Source organism: Azonexus caeni (genome assembly GCF_048146105.1).
Taxonomy (GTDB): Bacteria; Pseudomonadota; Gammaproteobacteria; order Burkholderiales; family Rhodocyclaceae; genus Azonexus; species Azonexus aromaticus_B.
The window spans coordinates 207,440-229,847 of sequence record NZ_JBKJAD010000001.1 but is presented as its reverse complement, the minus strand read 5'-3'; the positions used below and the strand labels follow the sequence as shown (position 1 = coordinate 229,847).

General features: G+C 63.5%; 23 protein-coding genes. 11 read left to right on the top strand and 12 right to left on the bottom strand.

Annotation, left to right across the window (positions count from 1 at the left end):
- Positions 1 to 64: 64 nt before the first annotated feature.
- Both ilvA and cysK read left to right on the top strand, forming a co-directional pair.
- Positions 65 to 1,603 (top strand): threonine ammonia-lyase, biosynthetic, encoded by a 1,539-nt coding sequence (gene ilvA / locus ACLIIZ_RS01015; protein WP_416690333.1) that lies wholly within the window; start codon positions 65 to 67, stop codon positions 1,601 to 1,603.
- Between the two features lie 94 nt (positions 1,604 to 1,697).
- The gene (gene cysK / locus ACLIIZ_RS01010; protein ID WP_416690332.1) at positions 1,698 to 2,630 is read left to right on the top strand and encodes a cysteine synthase A; all 933 of its coding nucleotides are present in this window, start codon (positions 1,698 to 1,700) and stop codon (positions 2,628 to 2,630) included.
- Between the two features lie 213 nt (positions 2,631 to 2,843).
- Here the strand turns inward: cysK and dapA are convergent, their stop codons facing one another.
- Positions 2,844 to 3,719: a 4-hydroxy-tetrahydrodipicolinate synthase gene (dapA, locus tag ACLIIZ_RS01005; protein WP_416690331.1), complete on the bottom strand. Its 876-nt coding sequence runs from the start codon at positions 3,717 to 3,719 to the stop codon at positions 2,844 to 2,846.
- A 383-nt stretch (positions 3,720 to 4,102) separates the two neighbouring features.
- On the opposite strand from dapA, the gene ACLIIZ_RS01000 reads away from it, so the two are divergent.
- Positions 4,103 to 5,233, top strand: a complete 1,131-nt coding sequence (locus tag ACLIIZ_RS01000) for a MalY/PatB family protein (RefSeq protein WP_416690329.1) — start codon at positions 4,103 to 4,105, stop codon at positions 5,231 to 5,233.
- Positions 5,230 to 5,517: a hypothetical protein gene (locus ACLIIZ_RS00995; RefSeq protein ID WP_416690327.1), complete on the top strand. Its 288-nt coding sequence runs from the start codon at positions 5,230 to 5,232 to the stop codon at positions 5,515 to 5,517. Before ACLIIZ_RS01000 ends, ACLIIZ_RS00995 begins: the two co-directional genes overlap by 4 nt.
- Here the strand turns inward: ACLIIZ_RS00995 and ACLIIZ_RS00990 are convergent.
- Entirely contained in the window at positions 5,501 to 6,079 is a 579-nt protein-coding gene (locus tag ACLIIZ_RS00990; RefSeq protein WP_416690326.1) for a 5-formyltetrahydrofolate cyclo-ligase, read from the bottom strand. The two genes, ACLIIZ_RS00995 and ACLIIZ_RS00990, sit on opposite strands and share 17 nt — an antisense overlap.
- A 14-nt stretch (positions 6,080 to 6,093) precedes the next feature.
- Between ACLIIZ_RS00990 and ACLIIZ_RS00985 the strand changes: the two genes are divergently transcribed.
- The 4 genes from ACLIIZ_RS00985 (at position 6,094) to ACLIIZ_RS00970 (ending at position 12,455) form a co-directional block, all read left to right on the top strand.
- A complete protein-coding gene (locus ACLIIZ_RS00985; protein ID WP_416690325.1) occupies positions 6,094 to 8,025 on the top strand; it encodes a lytic transglycosylase domain-containing protein in 1,932 nt (643 codons plus the stop codon).
- Between the two features lie 91 nt (positions 8,026 to 8,116).
- Complete coding sequence (locus ACLIIZ_RS00980; protein ID WP_416690324.1) at positions 8,117 to 10,162, top strand: DUF1631 family protein; 2,046 nt, start codon at positions 8,117 to 8,119, stop codon at positions 10,160 to 10,162.
- Positions 10,163 to 10,238: 76 nt separating this feature from the next.
- Complete coding sequence (locus tag ACLIIZ_RS00975; protein ID WP_416690322.1) at positions 10,239 to 11,201, top strand: complex I NDUFA9 subunit family protein; 963 nt, start codon at positions 10,239 to 10,241, stop codon at positions 11,199 to 11,201.
- Between the two features lie 15 nt (positions 11,202 to 11,216).
- Positions 11,217 to 12,455, top strand: a complete 1,239-nt coding sequence (locus tag ACLIIZ_RS00970; protein ID WP_416690320.1) for a multifunctional CCA addition/repair protein — start codon at positions 11,217 to 11,219, stop codon at positions 12,453 to 12,455.
- Here the strand turns inward: ACLIIZ_RS00970 and ACLIIZ_RS00965 are convergent.
- Positions 12,420 to 12,617 (bottom strand): DUF2905 domain-containing protein, encoded by a 198-nt coding sequence (locus ACLIIZ_RS00965; RefSeq protein WP_374325457.1) that lies wholly within the window; start codon positions 12,615 to 12,617, stop codon positions 12,420 to 12,422. The genes ACLIIZ_RS00970 and ACLIIZ_RS00965 overlap by 36 nt on opposite strands.
- A gap of 58 nt (positions 12,618 to 12,675) precedes the next feature.
- Between ACLIIZ_RS00965 and ACLIIZ_RS00960 the strand changes: the two genes are divergently transcribed.
- Positions 12,676 to 13,482: an alpha/beta hydrolase gene (locus ACLIIZ_RS00960; RefSeq protein ID WP_416690319.1), complete on the top strand. Its 807-nt coding sequence runs from the start codon at positions 12,676 to 12,678 to the stop codon at positions 13,480 to 13,482.
- Here the strand turns inward: ACLIIZ_RS00960 and ACLIIZ_RS00955 are convergent.
- Together ACLIIZ_RS00955 and ACLIIZ_RS00950 are read right to left on the bottom strand one after the other, a co-directional pair.
- Positions 13,472 to 13,663 (bottom strand): YjfB family protein, encoded by a 192-nt coding sequence (locus ACLIIZ_RS00955; protein ID WP_416690318.1) that lies wholly within the window; start codon positions 13,661 to 13,663, stop codon positions 13,472 to 13,474. The two genes, ACLIIZ_RS00960 and ACLIIZ_RS00955, sit on opposite strands and share 11 nt — an antisense overlap.
- Positions 13,664 to 13,714: 51 nt before the next feature.
- Positions 13,715 to 14,875, bottom strand: a complete 1,161-nt coding sequence (locus ACLIIZ_RS00950) for a class I SAM-dependent methyltransferase (RefSeq protein ID WP_416690316.1) — start codon at positions 14,873 to 14,875, stop codon at positions 13,715 to 13,717.
- A gap of 107 nt (positions 14,876 to 14,982) precedes the next feature.
- On the opposite strand from ACLIIZ_RS00950, the gene ttcA reads away from it, so the two are divergent.
- Both ttcA and ACLIIZ_RS00940 read left to right on the top strand, forming a co-directional pair.
- Positions 14,983 to 15,852, top strand: coding sequence for a tRNA 2-thiocytidine(32) synthetase TtcA (ttcA, locus tag ACLIIZ_RS00945; RefSeq protein WP_416690314.1), 870 nt, complete (start codon positions 14,983 to 14,985; stop codon positions 15,850 to 15,852).
- Between the two features lie 55 nt (positions 15,853 to 15,907).
- On the top strand, positions 15,908 to 16,807 hold the full coding sequence (locus tag ACLIIZ_RS00940; RefSeq protein WP_416690313.1) for an FHA domain-containing protein: 900 nt from the start codon (positions 15,908 to 15,910) through the stop codon (positions 16,805 to 16,807).
- 21 nt (positions 16,808 to 16,828) lie between these two features.
- Here ACLIIZ_RS00940 and hprK read toward each other — a convergent pair whose 3' ends face one another.
- From hprK to recA, 7 genes are read right to left on the bottom strand one after another with little or no spacing between them, the layout of a single operon-like run.
- The gene (gene hprK, locus ACLIIZ_RS00935) at positions 16,829 to 17,764 is read right to left on the bottom strand and encodes an HPr(Ser) kinase/phosphatase (RefSeq protein WP_416690312.1); all 936 of its coding nucleotides are present in this window, start codon (positions 17,762 to 17,764) and stop codon (positions 16,829 to 16,831) included.
- A gap of 9 nt (positions 17,765 to 17,773) precedes the next feature.
- Positions 17,774 to 18,223 carry a PTS IIA-like nitrogen regulatory protein PtsN gene (gene ptsN / locus ACLIIZ_RS00930; protein ID WP_416690311.1) on the bottom strand — a complete coding sequence of 150 codons (450 nt, stop codon included), beginning with the start codon at positions 18,221 to 18,223 and terminating at the stop codon, positions 17,774 to 17,776.
- 56 nt (positions 18,224 to 18,279) lie between these two features.
- Positions 18,280 to 18,606, bottom strand: a complete 327-nt coding sequence (gene hpf, locus ACLIIZ_RS00925) for a ribosome hibernation-promoting factor, HPF/YfiA family (protein WP_416690309.1) — start codon at positions 18,604 to 18,606, stop codon at positions 18,280 to 18,282.
- Positions 18,607 to 18,620: 14 nt separating this feature from the next.
- Positions 18,621 to 20,078 (bottom strand): RNA polymerase factor sigma-54, encoded by a 1,458-nt coding sequence (locus ACLIIZ_RS00920; RefSeq protein WP_416690308.1) that lies wholly within the window; start codon positions 20,076 to 20,078, stop codon positions 18,621 to 18,623.
- A gap of 27 nt (positions 20,079 to 20,105) precedes the next feature.
- The gene (gene lptB / locus ACLIIZ_RS00915; RefSeq protein ID WP_416690307.1) at positions 20,106 to 20,840 is read right to left on the bottom strand and encodes an LPS export ABC transporter ATP-binding protein; all 735 of its coding nucleotides are present in this window, start codon (positions 20,838 to 20,840) and stop codon (positions 20,106 to 20,108) included.
- A complete protein-coding gene (gene recX / locus ACLIIZ_RS00910) occupies positions 20,837 to 21,271 on the bottom strand; it encodes a recombination regulator RecX (RefSeq protein WP_416690305.1) in 435 nt (144 codons plus the stop codon). The genes lptB and recX overlap by 4 nt, the downstream gene beginning before the upstream one ends.
- A complete protein-coding gene (gene recA / locus ACLIIZ_RS00905) occupies positions 21,264 to 22,292 on the bottom strand; it encodes a recombinase RecA (RefSeq protein ID WP_416690303.1) in 1,029 nt (342 codons plus the stop codon). The genes recX and recA overlap by 8 nt, the downstream gene beginning before the upstream one ends.
- Positions 22,293 to 22,408 lie beyond the last annotated feature (116 nt).

Sequence of the window (22,408 nt, the reverse complement as noted above, 5' to 3'; positions counted from 1 at the left end):
CCCCGGCGAGACAAATCGCGTACGAAGCTGATAGATTTCGTCTTTTGCTAGGCCGACCAACGACATGCACGCAGCCCCCGACTATCTGGAAAAAGTCCTCAACGCCCAGGTTTACGATGTCGCCATCGAAACTCCGCTGGAGCAGGCCGACAACCTTTCCGCCCGGGTCAATAACCGGATTTGGCTCAAGCGCGAGGACATGCAGCCGGTGTTCTCGTTCAAGCTGCGCGGTGCCTACAACAAGATCGCCAGTCTCTCGGCCGAGAAACTCAAGCGCGGCGTCATCTGCGCCTCGGCCGGCAACCACGCTCAGGGCGTCGCGCTGTCGGCGGCCAAGCTAGGCTGCCGGGCGGTGATCGTCATGCCGGTATCGACACCGGGGATCAAGATCGACGCCGTCCGGCAACGTGGCGGCGAGGTCGTGCTGCACGGCGAATCCTTCGACGAAGCCTACGGCCATGCGCTGGAGCTGGAGAAATCCGAGAAGCTGACCTTCGTACACCCCTTCGACGACCCGGAGGTGATCGCGGGGCAGGGAACGATCGGGATGGAAATCCTGCGCCAGCATTCGCGCCACAACGGGCCGATCCACGCCGTCTTCTGCGCCATCGGCGGTGGCGGGCTGGCTGCCGGGGTCGCTGCTTACATCAAGCGCCTGCGCCCGGAAATCAAGGTGATCGGCGTCGAGACCTTCGATGCCGACGCGATGAAGCAGTCGATCGCCAAGGGCCACCGCGTGCGCCTGCCGCAGGTCGGGCTGTTCGCCGACGGCACGGCGGTGAAGTTCGTCGGCGAGGAAACCTTTCGCCTGTGCCGGGAGTTTCTCGACGATATCGTGCTGGTCGATACCGACGCCATCTGCGCGGCAATCAAGGATGTCTTCGAGGACACCCGTTCGATTCTCGAACCGTCCGGCGCGCTCGCCGTCGCCGGCGCCAAGGAATACGCGCGCCAGCACAAGCTGAAGGACAAGAACCTGGTGGCCGTGACCTCCGGCGCCAACATGAATTTCGACCGCCTGCGCTTCGTCGCCGAGCGTGCCGAATTCGGCGAGCAGCGCGAGGCGGTGTTCGCCGTCACGCTGCCGGAAAAGCCCGGTGCCTACAAGAAATTCCTGGCGCTGATCGGCAAGCGCAATGTCACCGAGTTCAACTACCGTTATCACTCGGCCAGCGAAGCGCACGTCTTCGTCGGCGTCCAGGTCAGCGACCGCAAGGAATCGCTGAAGCTGGTCGACAGCCTGCAGAAGCACGGCTATCCGACGCTCGACCTGAGCGATGACGAGATGGCGAAGAACCACATCCGCCACATGGTCGGTGGCCATGCGCCGCAGGTTTGCGAAAATGGCATGCGCGAGTTGCTCTACCGCTTCGAATTCCCGGAGCGGCCGGGCGCATTGATGAACTTCCTGAGCCAGATGAGCGCCGGCTGGAACATCAGCCTGTTCCACTATCGCAACCATGGCGCCGATTACGGTCGCGTCCTCGTCGGCATGCAGGTGCCGCCGGCCGAGATGGCGCAGTTCCGCGAGTTCCTGAAGAACCTCGGCTACGCGCACTGGGACGAAAGCGACAACCCGATCTACAAGCTCTTCCTCGGCTAATGCAAAAAGGTGATAAGAATTTGCGATTTCATTCTTTCCGGTAAGGTAGCCCAAGTTCTAGACTGCTAGCCATCAACCCTTCCGGAGAACCCCCATGAAAATCGCCAACAACGTCACCGAACTGGTCGGCAACACGCCGCTGGTCCAGCTCAACCGCGTCACCGAAGGCGCCGGCGCCCGCGTCGTCGCCAAGCTGGAATTCTTCAACCCCGGCCACAGCGTCAAGGACCGCATCGCCGTCGCCATGCTCGATGCGGCACAGGCCGCCGGCAAGATCGGCCCGGACACCGTGGTGCTGGAACCGACCTCCGGCAACACCGGCATCGGCCTGGCCATGGTCTGCGCCGCGCGCGGCATCAAATGCGCCTTCACCATGCCGGAAACCATGAGCCGCGAACGCAAGCTGCTGCTCAAGGCTTACGGCGCCGAACTGATCCTGACGCCGGGACCGGAAGGCATGGGCGGCGCCATCGCCAAGGCCAAGGCGCTGGCCGAAGCCGACCCGAAATATTTCATCCCGCAGCAGTTCGAGAACCCGGCCAACCCGGCCATCCACCGCCACACAACGGCCGAGGAAATCTGGCGTGACACCGACGGCCAGGTCGACATCTTCGTCTCCGGCGTCGGCACCGGCGGCACCGTCACCGGCGTCGGCGAAGTGCTCAAGGCCAGGAAACCGGGTGTCAAGATCGTCGCCGTCGAACCCGACGCTTCGCCGGTGCTGTCCGGCGGCGCGAAAGGCCCGCACCCGATCCAGGGCATCGGCGCCGGCTTCGTGCCGGGCGTCCTCAACACCGGCGTCTACGACGAAGTGATCCGCGTCAAGAACGACGACGCCTTCACCACCGCCCGCCAGATGGCCACCGAAGAAGGCCTGCTCGTCGGCATCTCCTCCGGCGCCGCCACCTGGGCCGCGCTGGAACTGGCCAAGCGCCCGGAAAACGCCGGCAAGCTGATCGTCGTCATCATCCCGTCCTTCGGCGAACGCTATTTGTCGACGCCCCTGTACCAGCATCTGGAGGTTTGAGGTTCAAGGGTGAGGGCGTCGGTTGGCGCCTGAGCCTGAAAACCCGGCGGTTTCGGCCGCAAAACGATCGCCCCCTCGCCGGCGCGCGACGGGGCGGTTTTTTTGCGTAATCCGGAAAAAGAATCCCGTAACCAACCAGAAAATGGATTCCTCCCCACGGACGCAACTGCAACCCCGGCCGTAGCGCGCACCGGGATTGCAGCACTTGGTGTGTCAATCATCCTGCGGCAGTTGTGCCCAGTGCTGCAGCAGTCGTTCGGCGAGGTCGGCGCTGGCCGGTACGAAAGGCAGGCGCAATTCGTTGGCGCACCAGCCCTGGCTAGCCAGGATTGACTTGAGCGGTGCCGGGTTGGGTTCGGCGAACAGGTCATGAACGAGCGCCCGCAGCGCAGCAGCCAGATCCCGCGCCTCGGCGAGGCGGCCCTGGCGGCAGCATTCGAACATGCGGACGTGCAACTCCGGGCGCAGGTGTGCTGATGCGGCGATGGTGCCGTGCCCGCCCAGGCAAAGCGCCGGGAAATTCAGGTGGTCCTCGCCGGAGAACACGCGTAACGGCGTTTCCTGGATCAGGCGGGCAAGCCGTTCGATGCTGCCGCCGCACTCCTTGATGCCGACGATACGCGGGTCCCGCGCCAGCGCGGCGATGGTCTCGACTTCAACAGTGACGCCGCAGCGGTAGGGAATGTTGTAGATCAGCAACGGCCGGTCCGCCGCCTCGACGATCACCTCGAAATGCCGACGCACCCCTTCCTGCGACGGGCGCACATAGACCGGCGGCGTCACCAGGAAACCTTCCGGCGCCAGCGCCGAGAGGCGCCGAGCCTGCTCGGCCGCAAGCTGGGTCGAGGCATGGGAGACGCCCAGCAGCAGAGGGAGTTGCGGCACCGCCTGCCGGAGTGTGGCGAAGATCGCCTCCTGTTCGCCGGGCAGGAGCAAGGCGCCTTCGCCCGTAGTGGCGCCGACCACCAGACCGGCTACGCCCCCGGCCGCCAGGTGGCTGGCGAGCTTCGCCAGTGCGGGATGATCGACCTGCCCGTTGGAAAAGGGGGTGATGATGGGGACCCAGATGCCTTCGTAGTTTGTTTCCATGTTTGCCTCATGATTGGATTGATGAAGATCATTCCGCCGGCAATTGGCCGGCTGAGGCAGGATCAGGGCAGCAAGCCCCGGTCAGTCCCGTCCGGCAATCCGCCCGACGGGACACGACATCCCCGTCAGCGGAGAAGTCGTTTTTTCGCTTTCAGACCAGACGCGCGCACCGACGCCGACGCAGGCGCGCCGGACAGTAAGGTTGCGGGTCGATGCAAGGACATAGCCAGTAAGGAAAGGTGGTCTGAGCGGCCGATCATAGCGCACCCGCTGCGATTCCGGGAATAGCCGACAGGGTCACTGTCTTGCAGGGTTTGCACGGCAACCTTCCCCGGATTCCGCTATGCTGCGTCCGAACAAGTTATTCCCTTTTCCTCCGCACCATGTCCCCCTTCGACACCCCCATCGACCGTTCCACCTCCGATTCGATCAAATGGCGCAAGTACGCCGGGCGGGATATTTTGCCGCTGTGGGTGGCGGACATGGATTTTGCCGCGCCGCCAGCGGTGCTGGCGGCCTTGCACCGGCGCATCGAGCATGGCGTTTTCGGTTACGGCGGGCCGTGGCCGTCGCTGACGGAAGCGGTGCAGGATCATCTGGCCGGTGAGTACGCCTGGCGCATCGAGGCCGAGTGGATCGTCTGGCTGCCGGGGCTGGTCACCGGGCTGAATGTTGCCTGCCGCACGGTCGAGGGCGAGGTGTTGAGCGCGACGCCGGTTTATCCGCCTTTCCTGTCGGCGCCGCGCCACGCCGGGCGGACGCTGCGGCGGATCGAGCTGGAACTGCGCGACGGCCGCTGGCAGTGGCCGGAAAATGGCCTGGAAAACGCGTCGCCCGCAGGAGATTCGCTGTTTCTGCTCTGCCACCCGCACAACCCGGTCGGCCGCTGCTGGTCGCGCGAGGAATTGCTCGATCTCGCCGAACAGGCGCGGCGGCGCGACCTCATCGTCTGTTCCGACGAAATCCACTGCGGCCTGGTGCTCGACGAAGACAAAAAACACATTCCCTTCGCCAGCCTGTCGGATGAGGCCGCCCGGCGCAGCATCACGCTGATGGCGCCGTCGAAGACCTTCAACATCCCCGGCCTCGGCTGTGCTTTCGCGGTGATCCCGGACACCGGCCTGCGCCGCCGCTTCCTGCGCGCCATGGAGGGCATCGTGCCGCACGTCAATGTGCTCGGCCTGACCGCCTGCGAGGCCGCCTACCGTGATTGCGCCGACTGGCACCGGCAATTGCTCGATACACTACGCGCCAACCGCGACCGACTGGAATGCGCCGTCGCCAACCTGCCGGGTATCCGCATGACACATGTCGAAGCCACCTACCTGGCCTGGCTCGATGTCCGCGAACTCGGCCGCGCCGATCCGGCCGCGCATTTCGAGGCCCATGGTCTCGGTCTTTCCGACGGCCGCGATTTCGGATCCCCTGGCTGGCTCCGCCTGAACTTCGGCTGCCCGGCGAGTCTGCTCGACGAGGCTCTGCAACGTCTGGCGCAAGCCTGCCACGCCGCATGAGCAGCTACCAGATTGCCGTGCTGGCACTGATTGCCGGCCTCGCCGGGCAGGCCATCGCCGGTGGCCTCGCCTGCGAACGCTGCCTGCGCGGCCAGGGGCAGACGAGCGACCGTTTCCTCTGGCTGGTACTGGCTGGCGGCGCCTTGCTGCTTGCCCTGGCACAAGGCCAGGCCCTGGAGCTGGCGGTGCACACCGGACTGCACGATCTGCGCCAGGCGCTGCTCACCGGCGGCGGCGGGCTGCTCTACGCGATCGCGGTGAGCGGCCTCAGCCGGCGACCTTGAACGCACCAGCCTCGGTGACAATCCAGTCCAGACGCTGATCGTGCACTTCCGGACGGATGTCATCGAGACGGTTGATCTCGAAACCGACGCCGACCGTCAGCGGCCGTGGCGTCAGCGCCGCCAGCGTGCGGTCGAAATAGCCCCCGCCATAGCCGAGACGGTAACCGGCGGCATCGAAGCCGTTGAGCGGCAGCAGGATCAGTTCGGGCTGCAGCCAGTCGCCATCGACCGGCGTCGGAATCCCGTAACGATCGGCCTGCAGGCGTTCGCCGGCCCGCCATTCGCGAAACTGCAGCGGCGTCGCCTCGGCCACCACCACCGGCAAGGCCGCCCGCGTACCGCGACCGGTCCACTCGTCAATGATGGCGCGGACGTCCGGTTCGTGCTTGATCGGCCAGCAAAAGGCACAACTGGCCGGCGGCGGGAAACGCTTCCGCAGCCAGCCGACGATCGCCGCCGACAGGCGGGCGCGCTCCTTCTCGCCCAGCATCTCCCGACGGGCGACCATGTCGCGCCGCAAATCACGACGCCATAGCGTGCTATCCTCAAAACGACCCGTCATCACCCGAATCCAGCATGAAGTTTTCCCCCATCATCGCCCTGCTTGTCTGGGGCGTTTCCGCCTTTGCCCAGAGCGCCGACGACAGCGCCTTCATCGCCGCCCGCGAAGCCTTCCGCAAGGGCGATGCCGCCCGGCTGGCCAGCGCCGTCGGCGAAACCCGCGGCCATCCGCTGGCCATTTACGCCGAAAACTATCTCCTGCGCAACCGTCTGGCGCGCAATGACGCCGACGGTATCCCGGCCTTCCTGGCCCGCAACGAGGGCAGCAATGTCGCCGAACGCCTGCGTAGCGACTGGCTGACCTGGCTTGCCAAACAGGGCGACTGGCCACGCGTCGAGAGCGAATACGCCAAACTGCTCGCCCCCGATACCGAACGCACCTGCCTCCAGCAGCAAGCCCGCCTGCAGCGCGGCGATCGCCGCGTCCTCGACGAGGCTGCCGGCTACTGGCTGAGCATGCTTGAACCCAGCGAGGCCTGCAAACCCTTGCTCGATGACCTGGTCGCTGCCGGTCGCATCGACGTCGATGCCGCCTGGCAACGCGCCCGTCGGCAGATCGAAATCAACCGCCCGGGCGCCGCCCAGCAGACGCTCGCCTACCTCCCCGACAGCCAGGTACCCGGCACCGCCGATTTCGACGCGGCGACAAAGAAATCGATGTCCTACCTGGCCCGCCAGGGGGCCAACTGGCAGCGACAGCGGAGCAACCGCGAGCTGGCGGCGATCGCGATCCGTTACGTGGCGGTCAACGACCCGCTGGTGGCCGCCGAACAACTCGACAAGCGCGAGGCGCAACTCGAGCGCTCCGCTGGCGGCTGGGCCTGGAGCCAGATTGCGCTGCTCGGCGCCCGCCGGCACCTGCCAGAAGCAAGCATCTGGTACGCTCGCGCCGGAGATGCTGCGCTCACCGACGAAAATCTCCAGTGGCGGGTCCGCGCCGCGCTGCGCGCCCTGAACTGGGGCCAGGTCCGCGACGCCATCCAGGCCATGCCGCCCGAACTCGCCAACCGACCCGAGTGGATCTACTGGCTGGGACGCGCCTACAAATCCGGCGGCCGCACCGCGGAAGCCGACGCCCTGTTCGCGAAAATCGCCGGCCAGGCGCATTTCTACGGCAATCTGGCCGACGAGGAACTGGGCCGTCAGGTGCGCCCCCAGTCATCCGCCACCCCGCCGTCAGCCGAAGAAATTGCCGCTGCTCGCGACAATCCCAACCTGCAACGGGCCTTGAGCCTGTTTCGCCTGGACATGCGCACCGAAGCCGTCCGCGAATGGAACTGGGCCCTGCGCGAGATGAACGATCGTCAGTTGCTGGCCGCCGCCGAACTCGCCCGCCGCAACCAACTCTGGGACCGGGCGATCAACACTGCCGACCGTACCCGCAACGAGCACGACTACAGCTTGCGCTTCCTCTCGCCGTTCGCCGACAGCATCCGCCCGGTCACTCGCCAGCAGGCGCTCGACGATGCCTGGGTGTACGGCCTGATGCGTCAGGAAAGCCGCTTCATCACCGGCGCCCGCTCGAACGTCGGCGCCGCCGGCCTGATGCAGTTGATGCCCGCTACCGCCCGCTGGGTGGCAAAGAAGATCGGCCTCAACAATTTCAACCCGAGCCAGGTGCATGATGCCGACGTCAACATCCTGCTCGGCACCTCGTACATGCGCATCGTCATGGAAAATCTCGACAATCACCCGGTACTCGCCTCCGCCGCCTACAACGCTGGCCCCGGCCGGGCCCAGCGCTGGCGTGGCGAAAAAGCACTCGAAGGCGCCATTTACGCGGAAACCATTCCCTTCTCCGAGACCCGCGATTACGTCAAGAAAGTGATGAGCAACGCCGTCTATTACTCTTTCCTGTTCAACGGCAAGCCAGATTCGCTAAAAACACGCCTGGGCGTCATCACGCCGGCATCCGGAGCAAGCCCGAAAAATGCCGATCTGCCATAAAATCCGCATTACATTGTTAATTTGCTGACACAATGGCGCTTCAGGATATCCGTACCACGATCTCTCAACCTTTTATTGGAAATCTGCGTCCGTGAATACCGCGCAAAACTCCAGCCACGTCGATCGCTTCCAATCGTCGCAAGCCGCCCGCAAGTTCTATCTCGAACACCTCACCGAACTTCTGCGCGACAGCCGCCTGATCTCCGACTCCGCCATCTCGGCGATGATCGGCGGCTGCGGCATATATTTCGACGAAATGATGAACAAGCGCCGCCAGGGCAGTTTTGAAGAGGAAGTCCGGGGCTTGACCTCGTCGCGGATCTCGCTGGTCGGCGACGATGACCTGGAACTGGACATCCGCCTCGACAACCTGTGCAACCGGCTGATCGAAAGCACCAGTGTCCCGCTCTGGAAGACGCACCTGCGTTTCGCCACCATCCTCGGCCGCCCCGATCTGCCCAAGAACGACAACCCGGTCGGTCCGCGCGGCGTTACGCAGGGACTGCACGACCTGTTCAGTGCCGCCGGCGCCAGCTCGCTCGAAAAGAAGTTCGAGCTGCTGGAAAGAATCGAGGTTTCGCTGCTCACCAGCCTTCCTGGCATCTACGGCCAGCTCGACGATTTCCTGCAGAGCATCGGCGTCGAGGTCACGCAACCGCCGATCGCCTCCGTCCAGCCCCCATCCCGGACCCCCGCCGCCAAACCGGAACCCCGGCTGAGCGCCAGTCCGGTTATGCCGGGGGCCGGCGAGCACCCGGCCAGCGCTACCCATGCCTTGCTCAGCCAGGGCGCACTCGATAACCTGATGTTCCGGCTGGACCAGATGGAACGCGGCCAGCAGAACAGTCTCGACTTTCTGACCGCGACCTCGCCCAAACTGGAAACGCTGATCCCTGAACTGTTCGGAGAAACCGGCAGCAACGAGGAAACCGCACCGCTCGTCCTGCAATCGGATGCCTTGGGCATCCCCGCCAACAGTCTTGAGGGGCAGGCCATCGACCTGACCGGTCGCTTCTTCAACAACCTGTTCAGCGACCCGGCAATTCCCGGCGTCCTCAAGGAAACCGTGGCCAAGCTGCAAGTCCGCGTCGCCCGCATTGCAGTTCGCGACCGCAGCCTGTACACCCGCGCCGACCACCCCTGCCGCCAGCTGATCGACCGCATGGCAACGCTCCTCTTCGGTCTGCCGCCGACGGTTCCCGCCTCCCACCCGGTATGCCGGCAACTGATCGAAACCTGCGACCGCCTGCGCCAGGACAACGCCGGCGACGCCTCGGCGTTCGCACTCGCTGCCGCCGAACTGGAAGCCCAGATCGGCGCCCGGCATCAGAAAATTTTCGAAGCGGCGGCGCCCTACCATCCGTTCCTGCGCCAACTCGATCGCCGCGAACAAGCGGACCGCGAAATCGGCGAGTATTACGCCAGACTGCATCTCGATTCGCTGCCCGAATTGCTGCGCAACTTCCTCGTGCAGGACTGGAAGCGCCTGCTGGAACGCGCCTGGTTCGAGCAGGGGCAGGGCGGTCCGGCCTGGCAGGAACGCACGGAAACACTGAATGCGCTGGTCTGGAGTTTCCGCCCGAAGGCCGACGGCGAACAGCGCCGGGCACTGGCGCAAAAGCTGCCGGGCGTCCTGCAGGCGATCAAGGATGGCATGGAAACGCTGGGCATCGCAGCTGAAACGCAGACGCGCATCCTCGATGCCTGCTTCGAGCTGCAGACGCGAGCCTTGCGCCCGAACGGCAGCGAGCCGCCGCCCCCGGTCGGGGCCAGCGTGGCACTGGCGGAAGTGCATCAGGGGCATGGCATCCGGCAACTGAGCATTGGCCTGCTCGAAGCTGGCAACCGCGCCCTGCACACTATCGATTACCAGCTACCACCGGCGACGGAAGGCCGCAACCCGGTGTTCAGTGCCGGCGAGTGGATGGAAATCAAGGTCGACGATGTCGATCAACAACTCTGCCTGTGCCTGCAAAGCGCCAGTACCGGACGCTGCCTGTTCTTCAATCCCGAGACCGACCTCGCGCTGGCCATTCATCCCCAACTGCTTGCCGAACAACTGAAGAAGGGCAGCGCCCGACACCTCGGTCAGCCCGGTTTGTTTGCCACGCTGCTGAGCCGGATATCTGCCTCCTAATTCATCTTCCGGTACCCCGCGAGAACGGCTTTACCTTTAAAATCGGCCTTCTCAGAAAAATATCGCGGGGTTCCAGATGAGTATCAAGAAGGTCTTGCTGCTGGGGGGCAGCGGTTTTGTCGGCACCTACATCGTCAACCGCCTGTCCCAGCGCGGCATCCAGGTCACCGTTCCGACCCGGCGGCGCGAGCGGACCAAGGCGCTGATCATGCAGCCCGGCGTCGAAATGCCGGAAGCCGACATCCATTGCCAGGAAACGCTGACTTCACTGGCGCAGGGTCAGGATGCGGTGATCAATCTGGTTGGCATCCTGCATAGCCGCGACGTCAAATTCCCCTATAGCGACGATTTTGCCCGGGCTCACGTTGAATTGCCGAAGAAGATCGTCGCCGCCTGCAAGGCGGCCGGCGTCCGCCGCCTGGTGCACATGAGCGCGCTCAAGGCAGCCCCTGATGCTCCGTCCGAATACCTGGCCTCGAAGGGCGACGGCGAAGCGATCGTCCTGGCAGCGGCCGGCGAACTCGACGTCAGTGTGTTCCGCCCGTCGGTCATTTTCGGTCTCGGTGACAGTTTCCTGAACATGTTCGCCAAGGTTCTGAAAGCCGCCCCCATTTTCCCGCTCGGTTTCGGCCACGCCCGCTTCCAGCCGGTCTGGGCCGCCGATGTCGCCGACGCCTTCGTCCACTCCCTGGAAGATACTTCGACCTTCGGCCAGGCTTATGATCTGGTCGGACCCAAGGCCTACACCTTGCGCGAACTGGTCGACTACACCGCCGGACTCACCGGCAGCCGGGCACGTATCATCGCCCTGCCGGAAGGTCTGGCCTACCTGCAAGCTGGCCTGATGTGGCTGGCACCGAAGCCGTTGATGTCGCCCGACAACCTGCGCTCGATGCAGGTCGACAGCGTCTGCGCCGGCGATTGCCATCTGCCCGCTGCTTGGCAGCCGACAGCCCTGGAAGCCATCGCGCCGTCCTACATCGCCCGCAACACGCCGAAGGGCAAGCTCGACAGCTTCCGCTTCCGCGCTGGCCGCTGAGTCGGCGACAAGGCCGTGCAGGAATACGTCGTCGGTGGCGCGGTCCGTGACGAATTGCTCGGGCGGCCCAGCGACGACCGCGATCACGTGGTCGTCGGCAGCACTCCGGCAGCCATGTTGGCGCTGGGATTCAAGCCCGTGGGCAAGGATTTCCCGGTCTTCCTGCACCCCGAAACGCACGAGGAATACGCACTGGCGCGGACCGAGCGCAAGACGGCCCCGGGCTACCACGGCTTCACTTTCCACACTGCCCCCGACGTCACGCTGGAAGAGGACCTCGCTCGCCGCGATCTAACCATCAACGCGATGGCACGCGATGCCGAGGGCAGGGTGATCGACCCATTCAACGGCCAAGGCGACCTCGCCGCCAGGGTGCTGCGCCACGTTGGCCCGGCCTTCGCCGAAGATCCCGTGCGCATCCTGCGCCTGTCCCGGTTTGCCGCGCGTTTTACCGATTTCTCGGTGGCCCCCGAGACCGTCGCCCTGATGCGAGAGATGGTCGCCGCCGGCGAAGTCGATCACCTGGTCGCCGAACGCGTCTGGCAGGAGTTGGCCAAGGGGCTGATGGAAGACAAGCCGTCGCGGATGTTCGAGGTGCTGCGCCAGTGCGGCGCGCTCGCCCGCTTGCTGCCCGAGCTCGAAGCCCTGTTCGGCGTGCCGCAACGCGCCGACTACCATCCGGAGATCGACGCCGGCATCCACACCATGATGGTCATAGACCAGGCGGCCCGCCACGATTTTCCATTGCCGGTCCGTTACGCTGCGCTCTGTCACGACCTCGGCAAGGCGCTGACCCCGGCCGACATCCTGCCTCGACATATCGGTCACGAAACCCGCAGCGTCGCTCTCTGCCAGGTGCTGGGTGAACGCCTGCGGGTACCCGGTGAATGTCGCGACCTGGCGTTGTTGATGGCCCGGCACCACGGCGCCATCCACCGCGCCGACGAACTGCGGGCGGCGACCATCGTCGAGTTGTTCGAAAAATGCGATGCGCTACGTCGCCCAACCCGTTTCGACCAGTTGCTCGATGCCTGCCTGTGCGACTACACCGGCCGTGGCGGCTGGCAAGACCGGCCGTACACCGCGCCAGCCAGACTGCATAAGGCACTCGCCGCGGTCAGCGCGATCGACGCCGGAAAAATCGCCGCCGCTAGCCCGAACCCGGGCAGCATCCCGGAGCGCATCCGCCAGGCCAGAATCGCCGCCGTCCGCCAGACCCTAGAGGAGGCGCCCGATCAGCCAGAGCAGCAATGAGAAGAGCAGGATGCTGACAAAAGGGAAGTGGTAAACCCTGCCCCGCCAGCGCAACGCGATATCGCCGGGCAGTTGCCCGAAACGGATGAAGCGCGCCAGATGCGGCGTCACCAGTCCGAGCAGGAATATCGCGACCACCAGCGTCAACAACCACTTCAGCATGAACCCGACCTCCCCGCGACCGACAAACCTGGCCGCCCCATGAACCCATGGTAAACCGATGATAAAAAAACAGAATATCGCAGGACTCGAAGTCTTTTCCTGCCTCCCCGACACGCCGACCTCCCGGCCCAACCTGCTGTTCATCCACGGCGCGTTTGCCGGTGCCTGGATGTGGACCGAGACCTACATGCCTTATTTCGCGGCCGCCGGCTATCCTTGCCACGCACTGTCGCTGCGCGGCCATGGTGACAGCGACGGTCACGACCGCATCAACTGGCTGTCGGTGGCCGATTATGTTGACGACGTCCGTATGGTGATCGAAGCGCTCGCCATCGATCCGGTGCTGCTAGGCCATTCGATGGGTGGTTTCGTCGTCCAGAAATATCTCGAACATCACGCCGCTCCGGCGGTTGCGCTGCTCTGCTCGGTCCCACCGCAAGGCCTGATTGCCGCCCAGTTTCACCTGCTGCTGCAGAAGCCCCAACTCTACCTGGAAATCAACCGCATCCTGGCCGGCAACTACACCGAAACCGATACGCTGAAGGAAGCCCTCTTCGCCGGCGAAGTCGACGAAAAGATGCTCGAAACCTGGCTGGGGCGAATGCAGAACGAATCACAGCGGGCAATCTGGGACATGTCGATGTTCAACCTTCCCAACCTCTACTGCATGCAGAAAGCGCCGATGCTCGTTGTTGGCGCCGAAATGGACGCCCTCGTGCCGGCCTTCCTCGCACAATCCACCGCCCAGACCTACGGCGAACCATGCCACATCCTGCGCGGCATGGGTCACGCGATCACGCACGAGAAAGACTGGACAAAAGGTGCGGCGCTTATCCTGAACTGGCTGGAAACGCTCAAGCCTTGACGTCGACCTGAGTGCCGAGATTTGCTGGGTTGTTGTAGGTCGGCGGCAAAGTCTGCAGCAACTGCATCGAGTTCTGTTCCTCGATATCGATCGCCTTCTTCAGAACGGCCGTGGACACGGCCATGCTGGTCTGCTCAGCGCTCATCGCCGTATTGAAACTGCCGATACCCGAAGTGTCCATGATTCTGCTCCCGCTAGCTTCTGTTAAGCGCTTCCAGTTTAGACCACTTTCTTACAAACGGCGACCCTGGTCGCCCTGGGCAAACCCCAGCAGTCCGCCGTCGATACCGCGACCAATCGCCATCACCTTGAACAACTCGCCCATTTCGTGCGGCATCAGCAATTTGCCGGCGGCGGAGGCGGCCCGGACGTAGTCCGGCGTATCACGGGGAATTGCCGCCAGCAGGTCGAGCATGCCGCAGTTGAGGAGGAATTGTCCCTGGCTCGCGTAACCCAGCAGATCGAGTCCGGCAGCATGGGCGGCGGCGATGATCGCCGTGAAATCGACATGCACCGTCACATCCTGCAAACCAGGCAGGTAGAAGGGATCGGCATGGGCGTGGTGCCGGTAGTGACACATCAGGGTGCCGGCACCGCGTTGCGGGTGGTAGTACTCGTGGCGGGGAAATCCATAGTCGATCAGGAGCAGGGCGCCGCAACCCAGTCGGTGTCCCCATTCCGCTGCCCAGGCACGCGCGGCGAGGCTGATTTCGCTCAGGTAGCCGGGTTCCAGTTCGCAACTGTCGGCAATCTCGCGCGCAGCGGCGAGCAAGGCTCCGCCGGCAGCACGTTCGTTCCACATGAAACCGCCGTCGGCATCACGGACCACGCCGCATTCGCGAATTTCGTCGCCATTCCAGCGCACCAGATGAGCCGGCAAGGCATCGAGCAATTCGTTGGCCAGCACGGCGCCGCTGAATTCGTCGGGCAGGCGATCCAGCCATTCGACCCGGGCCAGCAGATGTGGCGCCGCCCGGGCCAGCGTCTCCTGCTGCCGCTGGCGCAGATCGGCGGAGAGATCGAGGATCGCGTAGCGCTCCGGCAATTGCCCGAGGCCCTCCAGCGCCAACAGAAGATCGGCCGCCAACCGCCCGGAACCGGCGCCGACTTCAAGCACCTGCGGCACGGAAAGCGCCATGACTTGTGCAAGCTGCCGCGCCAGCGCCTCACCGAACAAAGAAGTCATCTCCGGCGCGGTGACGAAGTCGCCGGCACTGCCAAACTTGCGCGCGCCCGCCGTGTAATAGCCGAGCCCCGGCGCATAGAGCAGCATTTCCATGAAATCCGCGAACGACAGCCAGCCACCTTGCTGATCGATGGCGCGGCAGATTTCGGCTTGCAGACGGGCGCTGTGTGCGAGCGCCTCCGGAGAGGGCGCGGGAAGCTGGCTCATGGGCGGGCAAATAGCGGCATTCTAACGGCCGGCGACGCGTTCACGGGCGATCCGTGTAAACTTGCGGCCGCAACGACCGCCACTCCAACGAGCAAAGACCGCCGATCATGGATACTCCCGTCTCCGCCAACCTGCAAAAACTCCGCAAATTCCTCGAAGGTCGCACTGGCAAGGCGATCATGGACTACAACATGATCGCCGACGGGGATACCGTCCTGGTCTGTTGCTCCGGCGGCAAGGATTCCTACACCCTGCTCGCCATGCTGATGGCGCTGCAGAAGCGGGCGCCGGTTAAATTCCGCCTGATCGCCATGAACCTCGACCAGAAGCAGCCCGGATTTCCGGCCGATGTCCTGCCGGCTTACTTCGATTCGATCGGTATCGAGCACCGCATCATCGAGGCCGATACCTATTCGATCGTCAAGGACAAGATCCCCGAGGGAAAGACCACCTGCTCGCTGTGCTCGCGACTGCGTCGCGGCATCATCTACCGCACCGCCAAGGAACTCGGCGCCAACAAGATCGCGTTAGGTCACCACCGTGACGACATGGTCCACACCCTGTTCCTGAACATGCTGTTTGGCGGCAAGATGAAGGCGATGCCGCCGAAACTGGTCACCGACGACAAGGCCCATGTCGTGATCCGGCCGCTGGCTTACTGCAGTGAGAGCGATATTGCCAAGTTCGCCCGCGGCATGGCTTTTCCCATCATTCCCTGCAACCTCTGCGGCTCGCAGGAGAACCTGCAACGGCAGAAGATCAAGGAAATGATGCAGGATTGGGACCGCCGTTACCCGGGACGGACCGAATCCGTGTTCACCGCCATGCAGAACGTCGTGCCGTCGCATCTTGCCGACAACACGCTGTTCGATTTCAGCGGGCTGACGCTGGATACGCCGGTCGACGAGGGCGATATCGCCTTCGACACCGAACCGCTGGAATTCAGCGGCGCGATTCCAATTTCCCCGCTCGCCTGATGCCACGAAATGCAGTCCGTCATATAATCGGACGTCCTTTCCATCCAGTCCAGCTATGAACGCGCAGCGCCCGATCCCCGTCATCATGGTCGCCGATATCACCGGCAGCGCTTCGCTCCATCAGCGACTGGACGAACAGGAAGCGGAACGTGCCATCGACCGCTGCATCAAGCGCATGCAGCGTGCCATCGAAGCTTACGATGGCCAGTTGCTGCAGCAGGTGGGCGATGAAATCCTGGTTTCCTTTCCAACTCCGGAAGACGCCTGCCACGCGGCGGTCGACATGCATCAGCGGATCGCCGATCTGCCCCCGGTTTCCGGTCACAAACTGAGCATTCGCGTTGCCCTGCACGACAAGGGCAACGATGCGAATCAGGCGACACAACCCGAAACTCTCGCCAACCTGATGCGTATCGGCGGACACGCCCGGGGCGATCAAATTCTGTGCAGCGGCGCGATTGTTGCTGCGCTGCCGCCGAGCAGCGTCATCACCACGCAAGTGCGCCCGGATGTCAGCGACCTCTCCGAAGCGGACAACAAGTTACTGGTCTTCGAGATCAACTGGCCGGCAAAAACCGTCGCCACGCCGCAGCATCATTCGATGTTCGGGCCGCAAAATGCACCGCGGATCGCCGAACGACTCTGTCTGCGTTACCGGGGACAGGCTTACCTGATCGATTCGAAAGCGCCGGTGATCAGCCTGGGACGCGACCCCTCATGCAAGCTGCTGGTGGAGAACCGTCGCGTCTCCCGCCTGCATGCCCGAATCGAGCGCCGTGACGACGGGTATTATCTGGTCGACACCAGCACCAACGGCAGCTTCCTGACCCTGCAGGGCAGGCGGGAAATCATGGTGCGTAAGCACGAGGCCCTGCTCGACGGCAGAGGCATCATCTGCTTCGGCAGTTCGGCCAACGATACGGCCGCCGAGCGCATCGAATTCGAACACCTGTAAGCAGCGCGGCAACGCCGCTTTTCAAAGCGTTTCGTCGTTCATCACCCGGCTCTGCCGGTCAATGAAATCCTGCATCGAATCGATCCCGCGATACTGCAGGATGGTGTTGCGTACCGCCGCTTCCAGAAGTACCGCCAGGTTGCGCCCGGCGGCGACGGGAATCACCACCTTGCGCACCGGAACGCCCAGCACTTCCTGAGTCTGGGCATCGAGCGGCAAGCGTGGCGCATCTTCGGCAGCGATCGTCCGCTGCAGATGGACGATCAGCTTCAGCTTCATTTTCCGGCGCGACGCCGTTTCACCGAAGATGGTCCGGATGTTGAGCAGCCCAAGCCCACGTACCTCGAGAAAATCGCGCAACATGCCCGGGCAGCGGCCCTCGATCGTGGTCGGTGCAATGCGCGCCATTTCCACGACATCGTCGGCCACCAGGCCATGGCCGCGGGAAATCAGTTCGAGCGCCAGTTCCGACTTGCCGACCCCGGAATCGCCGGTGATCAGCACGCCCATGCCGAGCACGTCCATGAACACACCGTGCAGGCTGACCGTGTCGGCGAGGCGGGCGGAAAGATAGATGCGCAGGTGATCGATGACAGCCGAACAGTGCTTGGGCGAGAGGATCAACGGCACATCGGCCAGGCGACAGGCTTCGAGCACGAAATCAGGCGGCTTGAGTCCGTCGGCGACGATCATCGCCGGCGTCCTGGCCGACAGCAGGTCACTGAACAACTGGCCGAAACGGCGTTCGCCGATGCGCATCGCCCAGTCGTACTCGGCCTGCCCCATGACCTGCAGGCGTTCCGGGTGGATGATGTTGATGTGCCCGACGACGTCGGCGCCGTAATTGCTGGCCGCCTTCAGTTCGACCCGGCGGTCGGCGCGCTGACCGACCACCCAGTTGAACAGCAACTGCTCGCGGTTGTCCTGATATAGCTGCTCAAGGCTGATGTGGCGCACGGCGCGGAATCAGGATTTCTTGAACAGGGAGAGAACGGTCGCTACGTCGGGAGCTGCCAGCAGGGCTTCGCGGAAAGCGCGATCGGAGAAGCGTTGCGCCAGCTCGGACAGGATCTGCAGATGTTCCTCGGTCGCCTGTTCCGGTACCAGCAGGACGAAAAGCAGGGTTACCGGTCGGCCGTCCGGCGAGTCGAAGGGAATCGGCGTGGCCAGCCGGATCAGCGCACCAGCCGCCTGTTTCAGGCCCTTGATGCGGCCGTGCGGGATCGCGATACCCTGGCCGAGGCCGGTGGAGCCCAGCTTCTCACGGGCAAACAGGCTGTCGAAAATCTGCGTACGGGCCATGCCGAGACGACTTTCGAAAAGCATCCCGGCCTGTTCGAAAACACGTTTCTTGCTGCTCGCATCCAAATCAAGCAGGACCTGGTCGGCAGTCAGAATGTTGTCTAAGGGGTTCATGGGAGAGTGTTGAAGCAAAGAGACCGCAGCCGGAAACGACTGCGGTCAGGGCCGGCTTATTCGCCTTCTAGGTGCTGCGACGGCTTTTCACCACGGTGGTGATCCTGCACCTTCTGCTTGTATTTCTGGACCTGACGGTCGAGCTTGTCGAACATCGCATCGATCGCCGCGTAGAGATCGTCGCCGGCTTCCTCGACATGGATATCCTTGCCCGGCACGTGCAGGGTGACTTCCGCCTGCTGCTTGAGCTTTTCAACCGAGAGCACGACGCTGACGCCGGTAACCTTGTCGAAGTGACGCAGGACGGGTTCCAGCTTGTTCTCGACGTATTCGCGCAGCGCCGGGGTGACTTCAATGTGATGACCGCTGATTTGCAGATTCATTTTTTCTCCTCTCTCTACAGGGTCTTTCGTAAATTGACCGGCGGGATGTTCAACGATTCGCGGTATTTGGCGACCGTGCGTCGGGCAACGACGATTCCCTGCTGGCCTAGTATTTCGGATAATTGACTATCCGACAAGGGCTTCTTGCCATCCTCGGCCGAAATCAATTGCTTGATCAGGGCACGGATGGCGGTGGCAGAACAGGCACCGCCAGTATCGGTGGATACGTGGCTGCCAAAGAAGTATTTGAGCTCGAAAATTCCCCGCGGCGTCGCCATGTACTTCTGGCTCGTGACGCGTGAAATGGTCGATTCGTGGAGACCGAGCAGGTCGGCGATCTCGCGCAGGACCAGCGGCCGCATCGCGACTTCGCCGTGCTCGAAGAACTGGCGCTGGCGGTCGACGATGGCCTGGGTGACGCGGTGGATGGTCTCGAAACGCTGCTGGACGTTCTTGATCAGCCAGCGCGCTTCCTGCAGCTGGCCGCTCAGGTTGCCGTTGCCGCGCCGCTGCTTGGCGAGGATTTCCGCGTACAAACGGTTGATACGCAGGCGAGGGTAGGCATCGGGGTTGATGTAGGCCGTCCACTTGCCCTTGAGTTTCTTGACGATGACATCGGGCGTGATGTAACGGGCTTCAATCTGCGAATAGCCGGCAGCCGGCCGCGGATTGAGGCTGGTGATCAGCTCGTGGGCGCCCTTGAGGATTTCGTCGTCGCAACCGGTGAGCCGGCGGATCCGCGCAAAGTCACGGGCAGCCAGGAGTTCCAGGTGCTTGTCGGCGATGGCCATGGCCAGCGTCCGCTCGGCGCAATCTTCCTCGACCTTGAGCTGCAGCAGCAGACACTCGCGCAGATCGCGGGCGCCAACACCGGTCGGATCGAAGTTCTGGATGTGGCGCAGGGCGATGTCGAGTTCTTCGAGTTCGACTTCGTACTCGGCGGGCAGCGTTTCCCAGAGTTCCTCGAGCGGCGTCGCCAGGTAACCGTCGTCGTCGAGCGCCTCAATCAGGAAACGGACCAGACTGCGATCGCGTTCCGACATCTGGGTCATCCCCAGTTGCCAGCCGAGATGCTCGCGCAAGCTGACATTGGCCGCGTGACTGTCCTGCGGGTCGGTATCGTCGTCCTCGTCGCGCCCGGCGCCGGTAAAGGTGCCGGCATCGCTCGACCAGCGGTCGTCGTCGACGTCGTCAGGCGTCATCGGCGGCTCGCCCTGGACGTCCTCGCGGCTTTCCGGCGCAGCAGTGTTATCCGTCTGGCTCGTCTTGTCCGGTGAATCGAATTGCTGGGCGGCCGCGTACGATTCCGTCGGGCCGTCGTCGTCACGCTCCAGCATCGGATTTTCCAGCAGGTAGCGTTCGATCTCCTGCTGCATCTCGACCGTCGACAGTTGCAGCAGCTTGATCGACTGCTGCAGTTGCGGCGTCAGGGCGAGATGTTGCGAGAGTTTGAGCTGGAGAGCCGGTTTCATTGCGGAAATGGTCTGGTCACGAAGAGGTCAAAGCCGGAAATGTTCACCCAGATATACCTTGCGCACGCTTTCGTTGTCGACAATTTCTTCCGGCCGTCCAGAAGCCAGGACATGGCCGGCATTGATGATCACCGCGTGATCGCAGATGCCGAGGGTCTCGCGAACATTATGGTCGGTAATCAGGACGCCGATGCCGCGTTCCTTGAGGAAACGGATGATTTTCTGGATTTCCAGCACGGCGATCGGGTCGACACCGGCAAAGGGTTCGTCGAGCAGAATGAAGCGCGGGTTGGTCGCCAGCGCCCGGGCAATCTCGACGCGCCGCCGCTCGCCGCCGGAAAGCGCCGCCGCATTGACGTGGCGGACATGGCCGATGTGCAGTTCGCTCAACAACTCCTCAAGACGGGCAGCGATCTCGGTGGGCGACAGCTTCTGCAGTTCGAGCACCGCCTGGATGTTTTCCTCGACGTTCAACTTGCGGAACACCGACGCTTCCTGTGGCAGATAGGAGAGCCCGAGCCTAGCGCGGGCATGCATCGCCTGATGCGTCAGGCGCTCCTCGTCGATATAGACCTCGCCGCCGTCGGCGACCACCAGCCCGACGACCATGTAGAAGCAGGTAGTCTTGCCGGCGCCGTTCGGGCCAAGCAGACCGACCACCTCACCTGACCTGACTTCGAAGGAAACATCCTCGACGACGGTCCGCGCCTTGTAGCGCTTCTTGAGGTTATGGGCGGACAGGGTGGCTGACGGCAGGCTCATTCGTCTTCGACTCCACGCAGGACATGGCGGATCGCTTCATGGGAAAAGCCGCGATACTGCAGGAAACGCGTCTGTTTTGCACGCGCTTCCGGTGTTTCCGGCGGCTGACCGAACTTCCTGGCCCAGATTGCCCGGCAGCGCTCTACTTCATCGCCCGCTTCCGGCAGCGCCGCTTCGATCTCGCTCTCGCCGATACCGCGCTGCTTCAGTTCCTGCCGCAGACGGGCATTGCCGTAGCGCCCGGCATGGGCGACCACGCGTTGCCTGGCATAGCGATCGTCGGACAGCAGCCCCTGCTGCTCCAGGGCATCGAGCACCGCCAGCAGCGCCTCGCCGGACTCGGCCTGGGTGGCCAGTCGGGCATGCAGTTCGGCCCGGCTGTGCTCCCGCCGGGCCAGAAGTTGCAGGGCGCGATTGCGCAGTTCAGTCATCTCCAGCGGCGGAACGGGTCGGCTTGAGCACCTTGGCGGCGGCGGCCTCGCGGATCTTGGCCTCGATTTCGCGGGCGGTTTCCGGATGGCTGCGCAGGAACTCGCGCGCATTGTCCTTGCCCTGACCGATCTTCTCGCCCTGATAGGCATACCAGGCGCCGGACTTGTCGATCAGCTTGTGGGCGACGCCCATCTCGACGATCTCGCCCTCGCGGGAAATGCCCTCGCCGTAGAGGATGTCGAAGATGGCTTCGCGGAACGGGGGCGACACCTTGTTCTTGACCACCTTGACCTTGGTCTCGTTGCCGATCACCTCGTCGCCCTTCTTGATCCCGCCGATGCGACGGATGTCCATGCGCACCGAGGCGTAGAACTTGAGCGCGTTGCCGCCGGTGGTGGTTTCCGGCGAGCCGAACATGACGCCGATCTTCATCCGGATCTGGTTGATGAAGATGACCAGGGTATTGGTTTTCTTGATGTTGGCGGTCAGCTTGCGCAGCGCCTGCGACATCAGTCGGGCATGCAGGCCGACCATCTGGTCGCCCATCTCGCCTTCGATTTCGGCGCGCGGGGTGAGGGCGGCGACCGAGTCGATGACGATGATGTCAACCGAACCGGAGCGTACCAGCATGTCGGCGATCTCCAGCGCCTGCTCACCGGTGTCCGGCTGCGAAATCAACAGGTCGCCGACATTGACGCCGAGCTTCTGCGCGTATTGCGGATCGAGGGCATGTTCGGCATCGATGAAGGCAGCAACGCCGCCCAGCTTCTGCATCTCGGCGACGACCTGCAGACAGAGCGTGGTTTTGCCCGACGACTCCGGACCGTAGATCTCGACGACACGACCGCGCGGCAGACCACCGACGCCGAGCGCCAGATCGAGCCCGAGCGAGCCGGTCGACACGACCTGAATGCCTTCGTCGATCTCGGCATCGCCCATCTTCATGATGGAGCCCTTGCCGAACTGCTTTTCGATTTGTTGCAGCGCTGCGGCGAGCGCCTTTGCCTTGTTGTCGTCCATGTTCTTACCTCGAAACGTTGAGCGGATTATGGCACAGGGGCCAGGGATGGAACAAAAATTGCTGGCTGCATCATGATGCGCCATCGGCAGCGAACATGCCAATGGCAAATCGATTC